The sequence below is a fragment of the Streptomyces chilikensis genome (assembly GCF_001642695.1).
Classification (GTDB): Bacteria; Actinomycetota; Actinomycetes; order Streptomycetales; family Streptomycetaceae; genus Streptomyces; species Streptomyces chilikensis.
Genome location: NZ_LWCC02000168.1, coordinates 1 through 19,117 on the forward strand (window position 1 = coordinate 1; position 19,117 = coordinate 19,117).

Below are 19,117 nucleotides of genomic sequence, written 5' to 3' on the forward strand. Positions count from 1 at the left end.
GGCCCGGCGGCGGCCCGGCGGCGGCCCGGCGGCGGCCCGGCGGCGGCCCGGCGTGCGCCTGTCGTTGTCGGCGGCGAGCACGACGCTTTCTGTCGTGCCGAATTGAATTCCCCTCCATTCCCGTCGTGAATTCACGAGCATTCCAGCAATATCAAGCCTATTTTTCGGCCCTGGAACTCGGCTCATCGAGATACATTTGAATTGTTCCCGGACGGACCGGGAAGTGAATCCGAAGGAAATCCGCATTCCGCGCACGGGAGAAGTGCGCCCAAAAATGGGCCGCTATCCCTCGCCCGGTGAATCCGGATCCTCGCCGAAAGAAAGGCACGCACCATGGCCACACCCCCCACCTCGTACGCCGCCGCCGCGCCCCTCGGCCGGAAGGCACGTCCCGGGGAGCTGCGGGCGGCGATCGCCCACGTTCTCGCGGCGAACCCTCAGCGGTCCTTCACCGTCACCGACCTCGCGAAGCTGCTGGGCAACTCCGGGGGTGCGATCGGCAACGCGTGCGAGACCCTGCTGCGCCGGGGCGAGGCGGTGCGGCGGGGCACCAACCCCCGCACGTACCAGGCGAACACCGCCACATCGAACGCCGCCCAGCGGGTCGCCACCGTTCCCGCCCCGGCCGCCGCGCCGTCCCCGGTGAGGGCGGCACGCCGCTCCGCCCCGGCCGCCCCGGCCCGTGCCGCGCAGAACCTGCAGACCGGGCCGCAGCCGATCCTCCGCCCGAACGGCCAGCAGTACCACCCGCGCGCCCTCGCCGATCTGCCGGACATCGAGGCGCTCCGGCGGCTGCGGGACGCTCAGGTCCCGGTCCTCCTGTACGGGCCGCCCGGCACGGGCAAGACCTCGCTCATCGAGGCCGCCTTCCCCGACCTGATCACCGTCGCGGGCGACGGAGACACGACCGTCGGCGACCTCATCGGCGAGTACACCCAGAACGAGCAGGGCGGCTACGAGTTCGTCTACGGACCGCTCGTCACCGCGATGGAGGAGGGCCGCGCCCTCCTCCTCGACGACGCCACCCTCATCTCACCGAAGGTGCTGGCCGCCCTCTACCCGGCCATGGACGGCCGCCGTCAGATCCAGGTCAAGGCACACAAGGGCGAGACCATCACCGCCGCCGACGGGTTCTACGTGATCGCCGGACACAACCCCGGTGTCCACGGGGCCGTGTTGACCGAGGCGCTGGCCAGCCGCTTCAGCGTGCAGGTCCAGGTGGGTTCCGACTACGACCTCGCCGCCTCACTGAAGATCAACCCGACCGCAGTCCGTATCGCCCGCAACCTCGCCACCCTTCAGAAGGCAGGCGAGATCGGCTGGGCTCCGCAGCTTCGCGAACTCATCGCCTTCCAAAAGATCGCGGACGTACTCGGCGCGGACGCCGCCTTCTCCAACCTCGTCGGCATCGCACCGCTGGAGGACCGCGACACGGTCGCGGAAGTCGTCGGAAAGGCCACCGGCCGCCCGGTCACCGCCCTCTCCCTCGGCCGCCAACTCTGACCCGCCGCCCGGCCCCGGCGGACGCCGGGGCCGGGCCGGACACGGCCCACAGGGCCACCAACCCCCAAGCCCCAACCCACACGGAAGGACAGACCATGCCTGCCCACTTCATGCCGGAACCCCCGAACGCCTACGCCCCCGGTGCCCTCGCCCAGTGGGAGGACGACGGCGGCCCCGCCTACGACCCCCCGATCGGCCCCCGCGACCTGCACTGGATGCGGATCGGCGCGGAGATGGCCGCCCGCCTCCCCGAGCTCGCCGGACGCGGCGACCTGATCGTCACGTGCAAGCCCGGCACCGTCACCGGCGCACCGGCCGCCTTCTTCCCCGCCCTCGCACAGGTCGAGGTGGACGGCCGGTTGTTCGGCCCCGTTCACCCCGCGACCGTCAGCCTGGCCAAGCCGGGTGACGAGGAGGACCACCCGGTCGTCTGGGGAGCGCTCACCCACGAGGCCGCGCACGCCGCCCACAGCAAGTGGGACACCCCGGAAGCCCTGCGAGGAACGGCCCAGGGAAACGCCGCCGAAATCCTGGAGGAGTCCCGCATCGAGAAGGCCCACCTCGGCCGCCGCCCCCAGGATCTGCCCTGGCTCCGGGCTGTGGTCACCGGGCTCATCATGGAGGACATCACCCCCGAGGCCGCCGACGACAAGTGGCAGGCCGCCACCGCCGCCGGACTGATCCTCGCCCGCCGTGACGCCGGAATCCTCACCCCGGAGGAAACCGAACCCCTCGAAACCGCCGTCACCACGATCCTCGGCCCCGACCTCCTCGCCAACCTGGCCACCATCTGGCAGGCCGCCCACGCCACCGGCGACGAGGACGAGCAGAGCATGCTCGCCCACGCCAAGGCCTGGTGCGACCTTCTCGCCACGGACCCTGAGCTCCCGCCGCCGTTCCCGCAGCAGGGCCAGTCCGAGGAACCCAGCGAACTCGCCGCCGCCATCGCGGAGGTGACCAGCACGGTCGACGTCAACAACGCGGCCGACAGGGCCACCCGCGCCCGCAAGCGCGAGAAGGCTCAGCAGGCCGCCCGCGCTCAGCAGGCCGCCGAAACGGCTGAGAAGGTGTTCCGACCCGACACCCCGAAGGGCAAGAAGAAGAACACGCGCTCCGGCCCCAGCCCCGTAATCGGCACCCGGCAGCCCACGGCTGCCGAGAAGTCCGCCGCTGGACGACTCGCCCGCGCCCTGCGCGCAGCCGCTTACCGCGAGCGCACCGTCACGGTCACCGCCTCCGCCGCCCCGCCCGGACGCCTCAGCATGCGCGGGGCCCTCGTCCGCGACGCGCAGCGCGCCGCCGGTGCCGTGCCCACCGCCCAGCCCTGGATCCGCACCGAGCGCCGACAGGGACCGATCCCGCCCCTGCGGATCGGGATCGCCGTGGACGTCTCCGCCTCGATGGACGACGCCACCGGACCGATCGCCTCGGCCGCCTGGATCGTTGCCAAGGCCGCAGCCCTCACCGACCCCGACTCCCGCACCGCGACCGTCGCCTTCTCCAGGACCCTCACCGCGATCACCGCTCCCGGCCGGACCCCGGACCGCGTGACCCGCTTCGACGCCAACGACACCGGCCACAACCTCGCCGAGGCGATCGACGCCCTCACCGCCGGACTCGGCCTGACGACCCCCGGCGCGGGCCGCCTCCTCGTGATCGCCTCCGACGGCAGGTACCGGCTGTCCGAGGCCAAGGCCGCAGCCGAGCGGATCACCACCCTGCGCGCCGCCGGATGCGCGGTCCTGTGGCTCGCCTTCGCAGAAGGCTCCCGCCCGCTGCCCGGCAGCACCTTCCTCGAACTCACCGACCCGGCCCAGGCAGCCGCCGCCATCGGCAAGGCCGCCACCGCCGCCCTCGCAGCCACCTGACCGACCCGGGGCCGCCCCGCCCCGGCGGGGCGGCCCCGGGCGACCACCGACCCAACCACCCGAAAGGACCAGCCAGATGAACTCCCAGACCCCCCAGACGACACGCCTGTCCGACCGCGCCCACGCCGCAGCCGCCTACCTCCGCCTGGCACCCGAGCAGAGCCCGTACGGCCCCTTCCGCGGCGCGGACCACGCCCGCACGCGGCTCCGCCTCGCCGCCGCCCTCGGCATCGGCCTCGACCGGATCGAAACCCAGCCGGACGGCATCCGCCGCCGCATCTTCCCCGGCGAACCGATCATCGCCACCGTCAAGTGCCCGGCCAGCGGCGACACCTACACCTTCCTCGCCCGCAACCCGCTGTACGACGACGAGCCGTTCGAGCTCCTCGGCCCCTGCCCGGAGTGCGGCGGCGAGGTCCCCCTCGCGGACATCCGCCACCTCGCCGACCTCGGCACCTACCTCGCCCGGGCCCCGTTCACCACCCGCGACACCGACCGCCCCGACAGCTTCCCCGAAACCTTCCAGGAGGACGCCGGCCACACCACCGACTGCCGCCACGGCGGCATCCGCTGACCGGCTCAACCTCCACACGGGCGGGCCGTCCACCTGGCCCCGCCCTCCCGGCGACCCAACCGAGAGCCCGACATCGGCATGACTACGCCCTGCTGGCCAACTGACGTGCCTGATGGTTGCGCACCCCACGGCGGTGCCGCCCGTGCAACTCCGACGACTTCCTGGGTGAATACCGGACCGTTTTTAACCGTTCATCATTACTGACCGCAGTAAAAACATAGAGTTCGCCGCTCCTGGGGTGCTTCGTTTACCCTTGCACAGTTGTCAAGGAGCGCTTTTCGATTACAGTCCGGGCATGCTTTCAATTTGATATCTTCTCCCGAGGTGCGCTGGGTGGCGACCCACATATCCAGGGCCAAAAGTGGGCTGCCGTAGAGAAAGTGGCAAAAATGACATTCGTAGAGCTCATCGGAATCGCCGGCAACGAGGCCCCACTGGTCGCACTCTGGGCATTTCAAGGTTCGATGCCTGACGTTTTTTAGCTTCCCGGTGAGGCGTTTTAGGCGTGCATCGATAAAAGATCGGATGGTGCGAAGCTTTTTAGTGGCCGCATCTAGGTCGCCAACGACTTTGTCAACCTCTGCGCCAGGGAGTTCCGGAAGTAGCTGGTCGTACACGAAGGATATTAGGAAGTCTAGTACCTGGGCTGCCCGGGCCTCGATTGCTCGGGCCGGAGTGGAGAGGCCAAAGTGTTGAAGCGCATTCCGCGACTTTGCGAGAACATCGATCGCCTTGATTGATTTTTCGTCTATCTCAACGTCGGCGATTTGTCGAAGGCGGGCTATGGTTACCGTTGTGTTGCAGCTTTCAAAGTCGCCTTCTTCGAATTTCTGGCGCGATGCCGAGCCGGGTTCCTTGAAGACTAGGATCCAGTGTTCGAGTTGCAGTCGAGCTTTGAGGAGAACTTCGGCGGCTGCCTGTAGGTGTAGTACCGCATATTTCAGATTGCGTGGAGTGGGCGGCTGCTGGGCGGTTAGGTACTCAGCAACGCTGAGAATGTAATCTACTCCGTTTTCTAGGGGTGGGAAATCCACCGCATGGTCATTGAGTTGATCGCCTCGCCTGTTTTCTGTGTCGAGTTCTATGTCACTTCTCATGTGCATGCCCATCTTGCTTAGTTGTCGTCCGCTTCTGCTGCGCACTAGGGGTGGCGGCTGTCGTCGGTGGAATTTGAAGTCAGAGAATGTGGCGCGTGCCGTGATGTTGCAACCCGTGCGCTCGCGTGAAGTCGCCACCCAGTTTGTGCCCAAGCGGTAGGAAACAGGTGGCGGCCCAATATTGTCAAGTGCGGTGGCTGTTGCCGCTGTTGCGGTGTGACGGGTAAGGCTGGCAGTTCCCAACTAATAGCGGCTAACACAACAAGATGGCGGTTGGTCGGCCCGTGATCGGTAGTGCGCATGGCAGAGCAGGCGTGGGCCACGGGATTGTTGAGGTGTCCGGATCCGACAGCGCGACGGGGAAGGTGGAGAGGCTCTATCCGATGGGCAGCCGTGCGGCGGCTTGATTGCAGGAGGCCAGCCGGGTAGCGCGCACCAAGTCCGGGTGACCGCTTCAGTGTCCGGGTGACCGCTTCAGTGGTGTCGCTCAACGCCGTGTGGCCCGCCTTCTTGGTGGGCCACACGGCGTTTCGCTTTCTACGCCCCGACGGCCGCCTCGGCCAGTCGGTACCTCATCGGTCGGACGGTGACCTGTTCGGCGAGGCCGTGGCGGGTGAGGGTAACGAGGGCGTTGGCGATGGCGCCGGAGGAGCGGCCGATCGCGCGGCTGATGCGGGTTGAGGTGAATGCCTCCCCCGGGTGAGCAGTGAGGTGGTCGAGGACCATCTGGCGGAGTGCGCCCGGGGCGAGACGCTGGCCGTCGCCACCGGGGATCACCGTCAGCACCGGGGCGGTGCGCTGGGCGGGGAGTTCGGGGGCAGGGGGGACGGGCGTGGGGGCCGGGGCTGCGGGCGCGGCCGGTTCCGGGGCCGGGGGCGTCGGGACGGGCTCGGGCGTGGCGGCTTTCGGGGCGGCCGCCGCAGGGGCCGGAGCGGGTGCTTCGGGTGCCGGCGGGGTCGGCTGCTGCTCGGTGGGGGTGATCGGCTCCGGGAGGTCGGGGGCCAGGGCGGCTTCCGGCTGCTCGATGTCGTCCGGGGTGTCCGCCGAGGGCTCGGGGGCGGCCGGGGCGGTGGCCTTCCAGAGGTCCGGGGTGCGGACCGTTCCGACGTAGTGGCCGGTGACGCGTTCGGCGAGGCCGTGCTGTTCGAGGGCGGCGAGGGCCTTGGCGGCGGTGGAGCGGCCGAGGCCGATCGCGGTGGCGATGTCGGGGGCGGAGGTCGGGTCGGTGAGGGTGAGGAGGTGGGTGTGGACGGTTCGGCAGGAGGGGGGAAGGGCGGCCAGCGGGTCGTTGGCGGGGGTCTCGGAGGCGGTGGTGGTCAGGGTGGTGACAGACATTGGGGTCCTCGTTTTCCGTGTGATCGGTCGGTGAGGTCCCCGGCCGGGGGCGGACCGATGGGCGGTCCGCGGGTGTTCGTCGGGGCGCGTGCGCAGCGCGTGGTTCCGGGACGAACGGGGCCGTGACGTGCGGGCTTACGGCAGTCCGTGTGTCCGCTCGGGTGGTCGGCCACGACCATGGACGCTCGATGGCGGCGACGAAGTCAAGCGGTGTCATCCGGATGGTGTCGGGGGATGTCGAATCCGCTGGTGGGAGCGGGTGGTCGGTCGGTGGGTGGTGTGCCGGTCGGGGGCGGTTCGGCGTGGTCGGGGGTGACGGTTGGGCAGGGGCACGGGGCGTTCGGGCGGTGGGTGCGGAGTTGTTCGTGGAGCCGGGCGGCGCGGCGGGGGCCGATGCGTAGGTCCTGCCGGAGCCGCCAGACGCTGACGGGGGAGCCGGTTGCCGTGCGGACCGTTTCGTCCAGTGCGACCGCCGCGCCCCAGAGGTCGTCGTCGATCGGGGGCGGGGTGGTGGGCTGTGCCGCTGCGTCAGCGGTTTCCGGGGTCGGCGGGGTGGGTGCCAGCTCGGCGGTGGCCTCGTCGGCGGGGGCGTCCAAGAGGTGGCTGATCGTGCGCCGGTAGGCGGCGATGGTTTCGGTGAGGCCGATCAGCAGCAGCGCCGGGGTGAGGTGGAGGAGGACGGCGGCGGGGTCGGCGTGGCGGGGCCAGCCGATGTGGCGGTCGGGCCAGAGGCTTTCCCAGGAGTTCATGAGGGCGGCGGTGCAGCCGGCGGTCCAGCGCAGGGCGGTGGACCAGGCGGGCGGTGGGATGCCCCAGGAGGCGAGGCGGGCGTCGACGTAGAGGACGCCGGCGAGGGTGGTGCCGATCATCGGGTCTAGGAGGACGGCGATGGGCAGCGGGACGTCGCGGCTGGTGGCGAAGCGGGTGACGTTGACGGTGGTGAAGACGAGGGCCAGGGCGGCGACGACGCCGAGGACGCGGGTCATGTTGCGGAGCAGCGCGACGGCCTCGTGGGTCGGGATGACGGGCTTCATCGTTTGCCGCCTCGTGCCCAGGGGCGGGTGGCGCCCTGGTAGGAGGGTGAGTTGGTGCGTGCTGGGCTCTTCTTGACGTGGGAGCCGGTGTAGGGGGCCTCGATGGACTTGCCGCCGCCGATGTAGAGGGTGACGTGGGTGATCTCGCGCGGGCTGGGGCCGAAGAAGAGGAGGTCCCCGGGGAGGAGTCGGGCGCCGCGGCGTACTCGGGGGCCGGCGTTGAACTGGTCCTGGGCGACGCGCGGGATGCCGATGCCGGCGGCCCGGTAGGCGGCGCGGGTGAGCCCGGAGCAGTCGAAGCCGCCCTCGGAGGGGCCGTCGCCGCCCCAGACGTAGGGGGTGCCGATCTGTGCGCGGGCGAAGGCGATCGCGCGGCGGGCCGCCTTGGCCGGGGCGACGGGGGCCGCGTGGTCGGCGGTGGCTTTGTAACGGTCGGCGGTGCGCAGGACCTTGTCGACGTAGGCGTCGGAGGGGTTGTAGTGCCAGATGGCGCGGCGGAGGTCGCGGCCGCCTCGTGCGCCGTTCGCGCACAGGAGGCGGGCGGCGGCGTGGATGGCGTCGACGCGGTCCCAGGGGGTGGGCGGGTTCTTGCCGCCGGGTGGCACCGGGTAGGCGTAGATCGCGAAGGTGGATGGGAGGAACTGCATCGGGCCGACGGCTCCGGCGCTGGAGATCATGGTGGGGTGCCGGCCGTGGTCGGTCTCGACCTTGCCGATGGCTGCGAGGACCGTCCAGTGCAGGCCCGGGCATTCGGCGGCGCCTCGCTGGTAGAGGGCGGCCCAGCCCGGCGGGAAGTCCTCGTGTGTGGAGCCGGTGGCGGGGCCGGTGAGCGCGGTGATGAGGGCGACGGCGGCCAGCAGGGGGAGGGCGACGACCGCGCAGCCGAGGCAGCCGACCGTCTTGGCGAGGGTCGAGCTCATGCGGTTCCTCCGAGGGCCGGGGGCAGGGGCGGGACGGGGAGAGTGAGGGCGGTGTCGGCGTCGGTGGGGTCGAGGCCGGTGGCCGGGGTGAGCGAGGGCCAGTGGGCGGTGAGGCCGGCGAGGGTGGTGCGGCGGGTGTCGCCGGGCGGGAGGGGCGACCACCACGGGCCCCAGGGCGTGGAGGTGGTGAAGTCGGCGGAGGACGTCGCGACGGTGAGCCCGAGTTCGCGGGCGGGTACGGCGAGGCGTCGGCGCAGCAGCTGGGCGTGGGATTCGGTGCGGGTGTGCAGGAGGAGGGCCGGGCTGGTGCCGGTGGTGGTGGCGAATGCGGCGTAGCCGGGGAGCTTGGCCTCGACGCGGGCGAGGGATTCGCTGCCGGTGTCGTACTCGAGGAAGAACGGCAGGAGTTGGCCGTTGGCCTGCCAGTGGGCGTAGGCGTCGGGGCGGATGAGGTCGCCCCAGCGGCGGGCGCAGGAGCGGGCGGAGAGCCAGAGGGTGAGCTGGTGGCCGGGGGTGGTGCGGGTGTGGGCGGCGAGGTGGGTGAGGAGTTCGTTGACGCCGAGGTCGTGGCCGAGGGAGGGGGAGTAGGCGATGCGGCCGATGCGGGTGGAGTGCCAGCCGACTTCGGTCAGGTCGCATCCGGCGGAGGAGGCGAGGAAGGATGCTCCGGCCGGGCCGAGGGTGTAGTGCTCGGGCGCGGAGCCGGTCTGGGCGAGGGGGCGGAAGGAGTCGAGGACGCCGAGCTGGTGGAGGGTGAGCAAGCGTCGCTGGGCGGTGCGGAGGGCGCCGAAGGCGAGGCGCGTGATCTGATGGCTGGTGAGCACCTTGTGCTCGTGGACCATCCGGGCGAGCCAGACGTCGCGTTCGGTGAGGTGCCGGCTGAGGGCGGCGACGTCGATGTAGCGGGCGGCGCGGGAGCGGGGCCGGGAGGTCGCGGCGCGCGGCGTGTAGCGGGCACCGGGGCCTGAGGCCGGGCGGGGGAGTGCGGGCATGGCGAAGCCTCCAAGTGGTGCGTCGAGGGAGGGTGGTTCAGCGGGTGGCGGGGCGCGGGCCGGTGCGTCCGGCGGCTGCGGCGCGCAGGTCGCGGGCGCGGCCCGGGACGGCCGGGGGCAAGGGCCGGGTGGTGAGGGTGAACGCGGCGGCCTCGGCTCCGCCGGACAGGAGATGGGCGGCCGCCTGGTAAGGGCCGAGGTGCGCGAGGTCGTGCGCGGCCAAGGTGGGGAGCGTGTGCCGCTCCAGAGCGTTGGCGTCCTCGGGGGAGGCGTTGAAGAAGATCTTGTTGCGGGCGTTGGCGGAGATGCCTTCGCGCAGGTCGCGGGGAAGCTGCGCGAGGTGCTGGTGGGCCAGCAGCATGGAGAGCCGGTAGCCGCGGGCCTCGGCGAGCATGTCCTCCAACGGGTACGGCAGCGTGAGGAAGTTGTGGGCCTCGTCGATGCTGAGCGTGGCGTCGATGCGGGACTGCTCGGGGGTGCGGGCGCGGGCGGCGGCGGCCTGCCAGGTGCCGGCGACGATGAACGAGCCGAGGAGCCGGGCGGTCTCCTCGCCTAGGGCGCCCTTGGGGAGACGGGCGAGGAGGATGCCGCCGTCGAGGACCTGCCCGAGGTCGAAGGTGGACGGGCCGGCGGCGATCGCCCGTCGGGCGAAGTCGCGCAGGAGGAAGGCGCGCAGCTTGTTCATCACCGGGCCGACGACCGCGGCGCGCGACGGCTCGGACATCGACTCGTACCAGTCCCAGAACCCGCGCAGCACCGGGTCCTTGAGGGCGGGGACGATCCGCAGCCGGTAGGAGCTCTCGCCCAGGAGCCGGGGGACGTCGGCGAGGGTGACGGTCTGGCGGGTGCGTTCGCGGTGCTTTAGGAGGGTGAGGCAGGCGGCGCGCATCACGTCGTCGGTGCGCGGTCCCCAGAACGCGGTGAAGATGCGGCGGAAGATCCCGGTCAGGTTGTCGACGACGACGTCGATGTCCGCGCCGTCCAGGACGTTCAGGCAGGGCGGGGTGTGCGGGTCGTCGGGGTCGATGAAGACCAGGCGGTCGGCGCAGTCGTCGGGGAGCCGGTCGAGGAGGTCGGTGACGAGGTCGCCCTTGGGGTCGATGACGATGACGCCGCGGTGGTTGCGGACGTCGTCGAGGACGAGGTTGCCGATCAGCGTGGACTTGCCGGAGCCGGTTGCGCCCATGACGTGCAGGTGGTGGCGGGCGTCCGGCACGCTCAGGCCCACGCCCCGGCGCGCGCCGGTGTCGGACTGGCCGAGCGGTTTCACGCCGCTGTCGGGCGCGGCCTCGGGGATGGTGGGCGGCGGGAGGACGGACCGTGCGCCGGCGCGGCGCAGGCCGGGAGCGTCCGGGTCCACGGGGAGGTGGGCCAGGGCGGCGAGTTCCGGGACGGAGAGCAGGGCGGGCCGCCGGAGTGCCGGGTGGCGGCGGTCGCTGAGGTGCGGCTCGGGGTGGCGCAGGCGGGTGCGGACCAGGTAGTTGCGGTCGGCGAAGAGACCGAACGCCGAGGCCAAGGCGTGGGCGCGGCCTCGCACGAGGTCCGGGGCGGCTTCCGGCTTCGGTGAGCAGGACGCGGCGTAGGTGATGGTGCACTGCCACTGGGCGCCTGCCTGCTTGACGGCCATCTGCCGTACCGCGGCGCTGTGTTCGGGATCCAGTTTGCCCGTGGCCGAGGGCTGGGACCGGTGAAAGAGGAGCGCGGCGAGCGCCGGCAGGCGGGCCGGCGCCTGCCCGGCCTTCAGCGTGCGGCCCTGGCGGCGGGCGCGGCGCAGGGCCAGGCCGGTGGCGGGGCGGGCGAGGATCTGCACGCACGCCGTCTCCTCCTCGCCCATGCCGGTGGCGGCCTGGAGCAGCGGGCGCAGCGGATCGGTGGTGTGGTCGGTGCGCAGCGGGAGCACGTCCGGCTTGGCCAGCCGCATCCGGCCGGCGCTCACCTCGTGTCCGGCGGGGAGGAGCGGTTCCGGGTCGGTGACGCGGGTGTGCGCGCCGGGCCAGGCCGCCTCCACGGCGCGGCGCACCAGGTCGAGCGGGGCGGTGCCGGGGACCCAGATGCGGATCCGCAGCCCGGTGTGTGTCCAGGAGTACTCGAACGCCAGGTGCGGCTGCCCGGACACGATCCGCCGCCACCACGGCCGCAGCAGCCCGGCCAGCTGCGCCCACAGGACGCGGCCGCCGTTCGGGGCGACATTGGGCGGGGCCAGGATCTCGACCATGCGCGCGCCGGTCGACCACTGCCGGTGCCGGTGGTCGAGGAGCCGTCGGCGGGCCACGGCTGCGGCGGACGCGGCCACGAGCAGGCACGGGAGGAGGAACGGGGCCGCTGGCCCGAGCCAGTCCACGGTGGCGCGGAACAGAGAGGCGGGTCCGAAGTCTTCCGGGTGGAGGAGGAAGTCGACCAGGAGTCCGGAGGGCTGCCCCGGGTCCGGCGGCGCGGCGAGGAGGGTTGCGGTGCTCACAGCTCCCAGTCCTCCTCGACGCCGGCCTCGGACGTGTTGCCGGGGCGGGCGGTGAGTTCTGCGGGGTTCGTGGTGACGACGGCGTGTTCGCCGGGGGCGGCGACGCTGGCGAAGGCGACCTTGTGCCGGCGGTCGCCGGTCAGCAGCAGCGCCTCGCCCTGGGCGGCGGAGAGCAGGAAGTCCCGTTCGCCCTGGCAGAGGTTGAAGGTCTCGCTGATCGTGTCGATCGCCTGCGGGGCCTGGTGCAAGAGGATCTGCGTCGCCGCGTTCGAGACGATGGCCCGCCCCAGCGGCGAGGCGAGGACGTCGTCGGCGTCCTGGGTGACGACGGCGAGCCCGGTCCAGTGCTTGCGGGCCGCCTTGGCCATCCGGAAGAGGAACTTCGCCCCGGCGCCCTCCCGCATGAGCAGCCACGCCTCGTCGACCACCACCAGGTGCCGGCCGGCCTGGGGTCGGCAGGTGACCTGCCGCCAGATCGCGTCCAGAGCGAGGAGCATCGCTGGAGCCTTCACCTCCTCCGGCAACTGCCGCAGCGCGAACACGACCAGGTGGCCGGAGAGGTCACTGGTGCTCTGGCCGCTGAACAGCCCGGCGTGCGAGCCGGTCACGTACGGGGCCAAACGGGCGGCGACGGCGCTCGCCGGGGTGCTGCCGTCGTCGGCGAGGACTTCGGTCAGGTCGGTGAGGGTGGGCGGGGTGCGCCGCCAGGTGCGGGCGTCGGCGGTGATGCCGGCGCGGGCGTAGCAGGTGAGGATCGCCCGGTCCAGGGCGGCCTTCTCGTCCGGGGACGGCTCCGCGCCAAGCAGGACGGAGAGGAAGGTGTGGAGGAAGAGGACGCGGCGGGTCAGCAGGTCCTCGCCCGTGGCGGTGGTGGCCGGGAGGTCGAACGGGTTGACGCGGACGCCGTCGGCGCCGAGGTCCAGGACGGTGCCGCCCACGGTCTCGGCCAGGCGCACGTACTCGTTCTCCGGGTCGATGACGGAGGCGGTGACGCCGGTGAACAACAGCCGCAGCAACTCCAACTTGGTGAAGTAGGACTTGCCCGCTCCGGAGCGGGCGAGGGTGATCGAGTTGTAGTTGTCCTGCCCGTACCGGTCCCACAGGACCGGTGTCCCGGAGGCGGCGTTCAGCCCGTACAGCACGCCGGTCGGTGCGCCGTCGTCGCCGGTGGACTGGGGGAGGTCGGGGCCGGTGAAGGGGAAGCAGGCGGCCAGGGCGGCGGTGTCGAAGCTGCGGCGGATCTTGAGGGTGTCGACGCCGAGGGGCAGCGTGGCGAGCCAGGCGGGCAGCGCGCGGTAGGTGGTCGGGGCGACGCTCAGGAGGAGGGACTCGGCGACCGCGCGGACCGCCGCGGTCTGCTCGGAGAGGGACTCCTCGTCTGGGGCGTGCACGGTGAAGTAGAGCGAGACGTGGAAGAGCTTCCCCTCGCCGCGGGCGATCCGGTAGGCGAGGTCGGCGGCGTCGGCTGCCGCGGCCTCGACCTCGGGGTCGTCGAGGTGTCCCTTCTCGTAGCCGCTGCGGCGGCCGGACTCGAGACGGGCCCGCTGCTTCTTCAGCCCGGCGGCGGCCGTGGCGTTGGGGATCGGGTCGATGTGCAGGGCGATGTCGAGGTGCCCGGGGAAGTTCAGCAGCGGCGAGAGCCAGCCGGGCGTCACCTCGGACGGGTAGCCGGTGACGACCAGGGTGGTGGCCAGGTGGCCGCCGATCGCCAGCATCCGGGAGTGGACCTCGACCGCTTCGGGACCGGCCACGTCGAGGAGGCGGTGGGCGTCGACGGTGGAGGTGGCGTTCATGAACGGGGTCCTTCCGGGGAGGAGGTGCTTGTGGCGGCCGGGGTGGCGTCGGCGTTGGCGGCCTGGGTGATCAGGGCGGCGGTGCGCCGGCCGTCGAGGGCGGTGACGGTGATCTCGGCCGAGGCGAGGGAGCGTTGGGCTTCGGAGACCCGCTGTACGACCCGGCTTGCGTTCGCCGACGGCGACCGGCCGGCGTTCTCGCGGCTGACGAGGACGATCTGCCGGCCCAGCGCGCTGCCGCCGTGGGCGGTGAGCCGGGCCAGGTAGTCGGCGTGGGCGCGGGCGGCTTGCTCCAGCGCGGGGTGCGGCAAGGCGGCGGCGTCCTGATGCAGGCGGTCGGCGAGCGGGGCGAGATCGACGCTGTGGCAGCGCACGAGCAGTTGAGCCGGTCCGGTGAGGGAGTTGAGCCAGCGGGCGAACCCGGCGGTCAGGCTCTGCTGCTCGGAGACGGAGCGGAGGTCGAAGTTGACCGTGGAGCAGGTGGCGAGGGCGGCCTCGCCCTCGGAGCCGAGGCTGAGGACGCCGGCCTCGGTCACCGTGTCGCACGGCATGTGCATGGCGGCTGGTGGCGGTCCGGCCTCGGCCGTCCACGGGGTGGGGAGGAAGGAGGGGAGAGGCGGCACGCCTTCCGGTGCGTGGACCTGCCGTTTCGGTGTGCGCGCGTAGGCGAGGCGGGCGGCGAGGAAGCGGTCCAGGCCCACGCCCTCACGCCGTCCGAGTGCCAGGGCTGCCGCGGTGCCGGCCACCGGGACGACCAGGGCGAGGTAGACCTGCGGGGCGATGAACGGGCGGCTGAGCCACCAGCCGCCGTAGAGGAGCAGCGCGGTGACGGCGAGGATCGCGGTCTGGCGGATGGTGAAGGGGCCGAGGACGCGGTCGGGGCGGGAGATGTCGGCGGGGATGCGGGTCGAGTACGGGAACTCGCCCGACTCGTGGGAGTGCGGCACGGGTTACCTCCTGGGCGGTTCGAGCGGAAGCCGCAGCTGTATGGGGCGCGGCGGACGGACGCGGACCCGGTCCACGCGGATCGGCAGGACCGTTTGACGGCCACGGGGCGAGCGGTTCGCGGGAGGGGCGGGGGGCAGTGTGCTGCCCGGGGACGGGCGCGGGGCCGAGCCTGGGGTGCATGGGGAGTGGCCGCCAGGGGCCTGGGCGGCGGGCCGGGCGGGGACCCGTTCGGCGGGGACGGGAAGCCACAGCTGCGTGGCCTGGCCGAGACGGGCGGGGACGCGCGGGGAGTGGATCGGGAGCGCCAGCTGCTGCCTGTGCCGGGCCTGCGCGGGGTGGACCACGGCTCGGGGGCCAGGGCGTGCGGGAGGCGGCGGAGTCGGGGGAGTGGCCTGGTTCTGCGGAGGGGCGGTGGGGGGTGGCGTGATGCCGAGCCGGGTGAGCACGGCGCGACCTTCGGAGAGCAGCCGCTGACCATGAGCCCGGAGGCCTCCACCCGGCTGTGAGGCTGACGGTGCCGAAGGTAGGCCGGCGGGGCTGCCTCCGTTGCCCGGCCCACCAGGGGAGCCGCCGGATCCGCCGGCCGGACCAGAGCCGCCACCTGGTGGGCGCCTGCGAGGCCCGAAGCCGAAGCCGCCGGACCGTCCGCCCGCGCCGGCGGCGAGGAGGCCGCCCAGCGGAGTCGCCTGGGTCAGGAGCCGGTACATCGCCAGGTTCTTCAGCATCCGCAGCCCGGCCGGAGCATGAGGAGCCGACGCCGGGCTCCCTCGCAGCACAATCTGCAGCGTCCAGCCCGGAATTTTGAACAGCACCCAGAACAGCGCCGTACCGGCGAGCATCGTGCCCAGCTCGTCCGCCCTCGGGATGCCGACGGCTGTGGCTCCCGGGGCGAAGAACAACTTCAGCGCGAGCACGAAGGTCAGGGACTGCATCACCTGGATCGCCAGGCAGCCGCCCAGCGCCTTCCACCACAGCCGGGCCACCGGCTCGGTCACCGGGTGGGCGTGACACGCCAGCATCAGGGGCGCGGCGACCGCGAGGAGCGCCATCACGGCGACGCGCATCATGAACCCGATGAGCACCGCGACGACCAGCGCCAGGACCATCACGGCCAGGAGCAGCAGGTAGATCTTGATCCCGGCCGCACCGAACAGCGCGAACGGCAGCGCCCGCTCGACCAAGCCTTGCCCGGCGTCGCTCATGTCCGAGGCGAGGATCGCGTGTGCCAGCGCGTTGGACAGGCCGACCGCCTTCCCCATGACCGTCAGCGAGGCGGTCCCAGCGGCGAGACCCACCAGCAGCCGAGGCGCGATGTGCCGCAGGGCGTACCGGGTCTGAACCGTCTCGTGACCCATGACGGTGATTCCGCCGGCCGTCACGAACAGGACATAGATGCCGAGCGTGATGCCGAGGGTCGACTTCCACAGCTTTTGGATGTCCGCGTGTTGCGTCACGTCCGGGGTCGCCAGGAGCGTGTCCGCGAGGAACTCGCGGATCGGCTTCATCACCTGCTCGATCAGGTCGCCCAGGAACGAGGTGATCGCGTTCGTGACCATGGCGCCCACGTCGAAAAGACCGCCCGAGCCGTCGTCGACATCGCAGTCACTCGCGTCGCCGTCAGCCTCGCAGGCCCGGGGCATCAGCCCGTCGCTCGGCTCCGGTCGTTCGCCGCGCTCCGGGGCGGGCCGCGAAGGACCGGCCGAGGGAGGCGGTCCCGGGGAAGGCTGCGGCTCAGGGGGCCGGCTTGGCGCTGGTGCTGGAGTCGGCGCGGGCCCCGGCATGGGCTGAGGTTCCGGTGGCTGAGGCGCAGCGAGCAGTGACGGCAGGCCGCCGGATGCCTGCGCCTGCACCGCGTACCCCTGCACGAGCCACCCCACCGCGAGGCAGCCGAGGAGCACCCAGCGCAGGCACCGGATCGCGGTCACGGTCACTCACCGCCGCCCGCGCCGACGATGTTCTCCAGCACGGTGACGAGCACCGGGGCCAGCATGGCGAGGCCGAAACCGATCGACGACGCCTTCAACGCCCGCTTCGCGGACTCGACCTCCCCCGGATCGCCACCGGCCAGTAGATACCGCACGCCGCCGAACGTCAGGAACAGCGTTGCCAGCGCGGACAGCAACCCGACGATCCAGTTCCGCAGGTTCCTGATCACGGTGGGGATGTCGGCGACCGCCCAGCCGACCGCCGGCGCGACCAGCATGTGCACCGCCACCAGGCCGCCGACGAACACCAGCCGACGCAGAATGCGCAGCCACGTTGACCGGACCGGCGAGCGGCGAGACGGGCGAAGGCGCTTCACGAGCACCGCAGCACCTCCAACAGTGACGAGAAAGGGGGGAGAGGGGAAGAAAGACGGCCCGACGGTGCGAGGTGCGCAGAACCCTGAGCCCGGGGCCGACCTCCTCAGGTCGCTTGGGCTGGTTTCTCGGGGTGTCAGCACGAGACGGCCGCGCACCCCGCACCACCGGGACCCGGGCCGGACGGCCACGGCCGAGGACCCGCGTGACGACGACCAGTTCGACGTCGTCACCCGGAATGGAGGTGATCCCCGGCCGTAGTGACACGGCCAGACCGCACTTCACTCGGACGGAGGAGTCCGTCGGTCGGCCAGCCGGTACCGCAGGTGGGCGGCGAGGTGCTCCTCGGCGGCGTTCCGGTGCCGGTAGAGCTGCCGCAGGCTCACCCCGCGCTCGGCGGCAAGCCGGCTCATCGGCTCACCGGCGAGCCGCGTACGCGCGATCAGCCGAGCCTCCGCCACGTCCAGCACGCGCTGCTGCACGGCCTGGGCGAGCACCGTGAACTCGTTCGGCGCCTCGTCGTCCCCGACCGTGGTCCGGGTCCGGGCATCGGTGAACTCGGCGGCCTCGAACGCCGCCTCTCGGTTCACCTGACGCCATCCCGCGTACACGAGCCGGTGCACGGCCCGGTCCGCGGCTCGGAACAGCTCCCGGTCCGGCCGCTCGTCCCCGAGCTTCACCGTGCGCAATGCCGAGGCCACTCCCGCGAGCGCCTCCTGCTCCATCTCCGCCCGCTCTAGGTGCTGCGGCCTCCGCAGCCGGGCCAGGATCCGCCGCAGCACCGGCACCGACATGGCCACCGCGACCACGTCCCACGGCGCCCCCAGTCGACGGGCCCGACGGATCACCTCCTGCCAGGTCCGCTCCCGCAGCTCCGCCGGCGTCGACGGATGTGCCAGCTGCGCCCGCACGCGGTCCACCGGCCAGAACTCCCGGTCCGGCTCCTCACACACCAGGTGCGCCGGGAGCATCAACGGCTCCGATCCCCGGGCCAGCGCGAGGAACGCCCGCTCCAGCTCCTCCAGCGGAGACGGCGACTGCCCGCGACCGCACGGGTCGGAGGAGGCGGGACGGCGGACAAGGTGGTGACGGTGCTGCATGACGCATCTCCTGACGACGAGTCGTGAACTGCTTGCGCCGTCACTTCTCGACCCCGCCCGAGCCACCCCCGGCCCACCCACGCGCCCCCGCCGAACCACCCGCGCACCACTGGCACGGCCCGTACGAGCACCGCCTCCCGCGCCACCAGGAACCACCTGCGCAAAGCCCTCCGCCCCCGCGGCGGCAATCGAACACAAAAATCTCCGAGCACGCCGACTGCGCCAACCGGGCTACTTCTCAACGGTGGCTCGCTACTGGTCCGCGACTGGCTCGCCACTGGCCCGGCACCCGGTACACCCATCTTGACCTGCAAAGACAGGTGGCTCGGCCGCTCGCCCTCAGCGCCCGCCGACCACCCCGGCATCTCGCCCGGACCGTTCAAGGCAGAACCGCGACGGCAAAACCTGGCACCGGCCGTCCCTATGACCTGACGTCAGCACAGCCGGTCCACCACCCTGCCGCCCGAGGCTCCCGCCCCATGACGAACTCCGAGCCCACCCCAATCCCCGCCGCCCCGCCCGCCACCATCTGGATCCCCGACGCCGAAGAGACGAGCACCCGCCCCTTTCCCGGATGCGTCCTCCCCGCCTGGGCCCTCGACAAGATCCGCACCGACCTCGTCGGCCGGCCCGAGCACGACCCCGCCCGCCTCCTCAAGATCGCCATCCGCGACCTCGTCCCCGGCGTCGGCGCCCGCATCCCCGCCGTCGACCTTCGCGCCCCGGGCCCGGTCAGGTCCCGCCCCTCATCCCGGCCCCGCCTCCTCCTCGCCGAACTCCACCCCGACGCCCTCCCCGTCGCAGCCCTCCAGCCCGACTGCGACGGCACCGACGACCTCCCCGGAGCAACGGAGAACGGCTGGCCCGGCTTCTTCCACCGCGCCCACCGCTACCTCCCCGACGACGGCCTCCTGCTCCTCGCCACCCGCCAGCGCCGCGACGCCGGCTGGCTCACCGACCCCCTCGGACTCCTCACCGCCCACGCCCGCACCGCCGGCTTCCGCTACCTCCAGCACATCGCCGTCGCCTACGCCCGCCCCCGCGGCAACACCCTCCTCCCCACCCCACCCCACGACGCCCCGCCCGGCCTCGCCCACTGCGACCTGCTTGTCTTCTCAGTCATCCGCCACCCCTGACCCCACCGAGCGCCGAACACCGAGGAGCACAGAACCATGGCCCCGTCCGACTCGATCTG

General features: G+C 72.2%; 15 protein-coding genes. 4 read left to right on the forward strand and 11 right to left on the reverse strand.

The window, feature by feature from the left end:
- Positions 1-411: 411 nt before the first annotated feature.
- From A2U95_RS30315 to A2U95_RS30325, 3 genes are all read left to right on the forward strand, one after another.
- On the forward strand, positions 412-1,503 hold the full coding sequence (locus A2U95_RS30315; protein ID WP_166029010.1) for an AAA family ATPase: 1,092 nt from the start codon (positions 412-414) through the stop codon (positions 1,501-1,503).
- 95 nt (positions 1,504-1,598) lie between these two features.
- On the forward strand, positions 1,599-3,371 hold the full coding sequence (locus tag A2U95_RS30320; protein ID WP_166028969.1) for a VWA domain-containing protein: 1,773 nt from the start codon (positions 1,599-1,601) through the stop codon (positions 3,369-3,371).
- Between the two features lie 76 nt (positions 3,372-3,447).
- Positions 3,448-3,945 (forward strand): hypothetical protein, encoded by a 498-nt coding sequence (locus A2U95_RS30325; RefSeq protein WP_166028971.1) that lies wholly within the window; start codon positions 3,448-3,450, stop codon positions 3,943-3,945.
- Between the two features lie 197 nt (positions 3,946-4,142).
- Here the strand turns inward: A2U95_RS30325 and A2U95_RS30330 are convergent, their stop codons facing one another.
- From A2U95_RS30330 to A2U95_RS30380, 11 genes are all read right to left on the reverse strand, one after another.
- A complete protein-coding gene (locus tag A2U95_RS30330) occupies positions 4,143-5,042 on the reverse strand; it encodes a hypothetical protein (RefSeq protein ID WP_166028973.1) in 900 nt (299 codons plus the stop codon).
- A 537-nt stretch (positions 5,043-5,579) separates the two neighbouring features.
- Complete coding sequence (locus tag A2U95_RS33485; RefSeq protein WP_166028975.1) at positions 5,580-6,377, reverse strand: helix-turn-helix domain-containing protein; 798 nt, start codon at positions 6,375-6,377, stop codon at positions 5,580-5,582.
- Positions 6,378-6,580: 203 nt separating this feature from the next.
- Positions 6,581-7,411, reverse strand: coding sequence for an extensin (locus A2U95_RS33490; protein WP_277351006.1), 831 nt, complete (start codon positions 7,409-7,411; stop codon positions 6,581-6,583).
- Positions 7,408-8,331, reverse strand: coding sequence for a C40 family peptidase (locus tag A2U95_RS30345; RefSeq protein WP_166028977.1), 924 nt, complete (start codon positions 8,329-8,331; stop codon positions 7,408-7,410). The genes A2U95_RS33490 and A2U95_RS30345 overlap by 4 nt, the downstream gene beginning before the upstream one ends.
- Entirely contained in the window at positions 8,328-9,323 is a 996-nt protein-coding gene (locus A2U95_RS30350) for a replication-relaxation family protein (RefSeq protein ID WP_166028979.1), read from the reverse strand. The genes A2U95_RS30345 and A2U95_RS30350 overlap by 4 nt, the downstream gene beginning before the upstream one ends.
- A 37-nt stretch (positions 9,324-9,360) precedes the next feature.
- Positions 9,361-11,781, reverse strand: coding sequence for a type IV secretory system conjugative DNA transfer family protein (locus A2U95_RS30355; RefSeq protein WP_240958426.1), 2,421 nt, complete (start codon positions 11,779-11,781; stop codon positions 9,361-9,363).
- Positions 11,778-13,574, reverse strand: a complete 1,797-nt coding sequence (locus tag A2U95_RS30360; protein WP_166028981.1) for a VirB4 family type IV secretion system protein — start codon at positions 13,572-13,574, stop codon at positions 11,778-11,780. The genes A2U95_RS30355 and A2U95_RS30360 overlap by 4 nt, the downstream gene beginning before the upstream one ends.
- Complete coding sequence (locus tag A2U95_RS30365; RefSeq protein WP_166028983.1) at positions 13,571-14,521, reverse strand: PrgI family protein; 951 nt, start codon at positions 14,519-14,521, stop codon at positions 13,571-13,573. The genes A2U95_RS30360 and A2U95_RS30365 overlap by 4 nt, the downstream gene beginning before the upstream one ends.
- A gap of 3 nt (positions 14,522-14,524) precedes the next feature.
- Positions 14,525-16,078: a TrbL/VirB6 family protein gene (locus A2U95_RS30370; RefSeq protein WP_166028985.1), complete on the reverse strand. Its 1,554-nt coding sequence runs from the start codon at positions 16,076-16,078 to the stop codon at positions 14,525-14,527.
- A gap of 371 nt (positions 16,079-16,449) precedes the next feature.
- Complete coding sequence (locus A2U95_RS30375; protein WP_166029014.1) at positions 16,450-16,725, reverse strand: pilin; 276 nt, start codon at positions 16,723-16,725, stop codon at positions 16,450-16,452.
- Positions 16,726-17,103: 378 nt separating this feature from the next.
- Positions 17,104-17,922 (reverse strand): hypothetical protein, encoded by an 819-nt coding sequence (locus tag A2U95_RS30380; RefSeq protein WP_240958428.1) that lies wholly within the window; start codon positions 17,920-17,922, stop codon positions 17,104-17,106.
- A 479-nt stretch (positions 17,923-18,401) separates the two neighbouring features.
- Here A2U95_RS30380 and A2U95_RS30385 point away from each other — a divergent pair, with 479 nt between their 5' ends.
- Positions 18,402-19,058, forward strand: a complete 657-nt coding sequence (locus A2U95_RS30385) for a hypothetical protein (RefSeq protein WP_166028987.1) — start codon at positions 18,402-18,404, stop codon at positions 19,056-19,058.
- Positions 19,059-19,117 lie beyond the last annotated feature (59 nt).

Coding starts and splice junctions, on each gene's coding strand:
- A2U95_RS30375 (WP_166029014.1), bottom strand. CDS start 16,725: ATGCTGGTCGCGCCGGCGGTCGGCTGGGCGGTCGCCGACATCCCCACC.
- A2U95_RS30360 (WP_166028981.1), bottom strand. CDS start 13,574: ATGAACGCCACCTCCACCGTCGACGCCCACCGCCTCCTCGACGTGGCC.
- A2U95_RS33485 (WP_166028975.1), bottom strand. CDS start 6,377: ATGTCTGTCACCACCCTGACCACCACCGCCTCCGAGACCCCCGCCAAC.
- A2U95_RS30325 (WP_166028971.1), top strand. CDS start 3,448: ATGAACTCCCAGACCCCCCAGACGACACGCCTGTCCGACCGCGCCCAC.
- A2U95_RS30330 (WP_166028973.1), bottom strand. CDS start 5,042: ATGAGAAGTGACATAGAACTCGACACAGAAAACAGGCGAGGCGATCAA.
- A2U95_RS30350 (WP_166028979.1), bottom strand. CDS start 9,323: ATGCCCGCACTCCCCCGCCCGGCCTCAGGCCCCGGTGCCCGCTACACG.
- A2U95_RS30380 (WP_240958428.1), bottom strand. CDS start 17,922: ATGCAGCACCGTCACCACCTTGTCCGCCGTCCCGCCTCCTCCGACCCG.
- A2U95_RS30320 (WP_166028969.1), top strand. CDS start 1,599: ATGCCTGCCCACTTCATGCCGGAACCCCCGAACGCCTACGCCCCCGGT.
- A2U95_RS33490 (WP_277351006.1), bottom strand. CDS start 7,411: ATGAAGCCCGTCATCCCGACCCACGAGGCCGTCGCGCTGCTCCGCAAC.
- A2U95_RS30370 (WP_166028985.1), bottom strand. CDS start 16,078: ATGGTCACGAACGCGATCACCTCGTTCCTGGGCGACCTGATCGAGCAG.
- A2U95_RS30345 (WP_166028977.1), bottom strand. CDS start 8,331: ATGAGCTCGACCCTCGCCAAGACGGTCGGCTGCCTCGGCTGCGCGGTC.
- A2U95_RS30385 (WP_166028987.1), top strand. CDS start 18,402: ATGACGAACTCCGAGCCCACCCCAATCCCCGCCGCCCCGCCCGCCACC.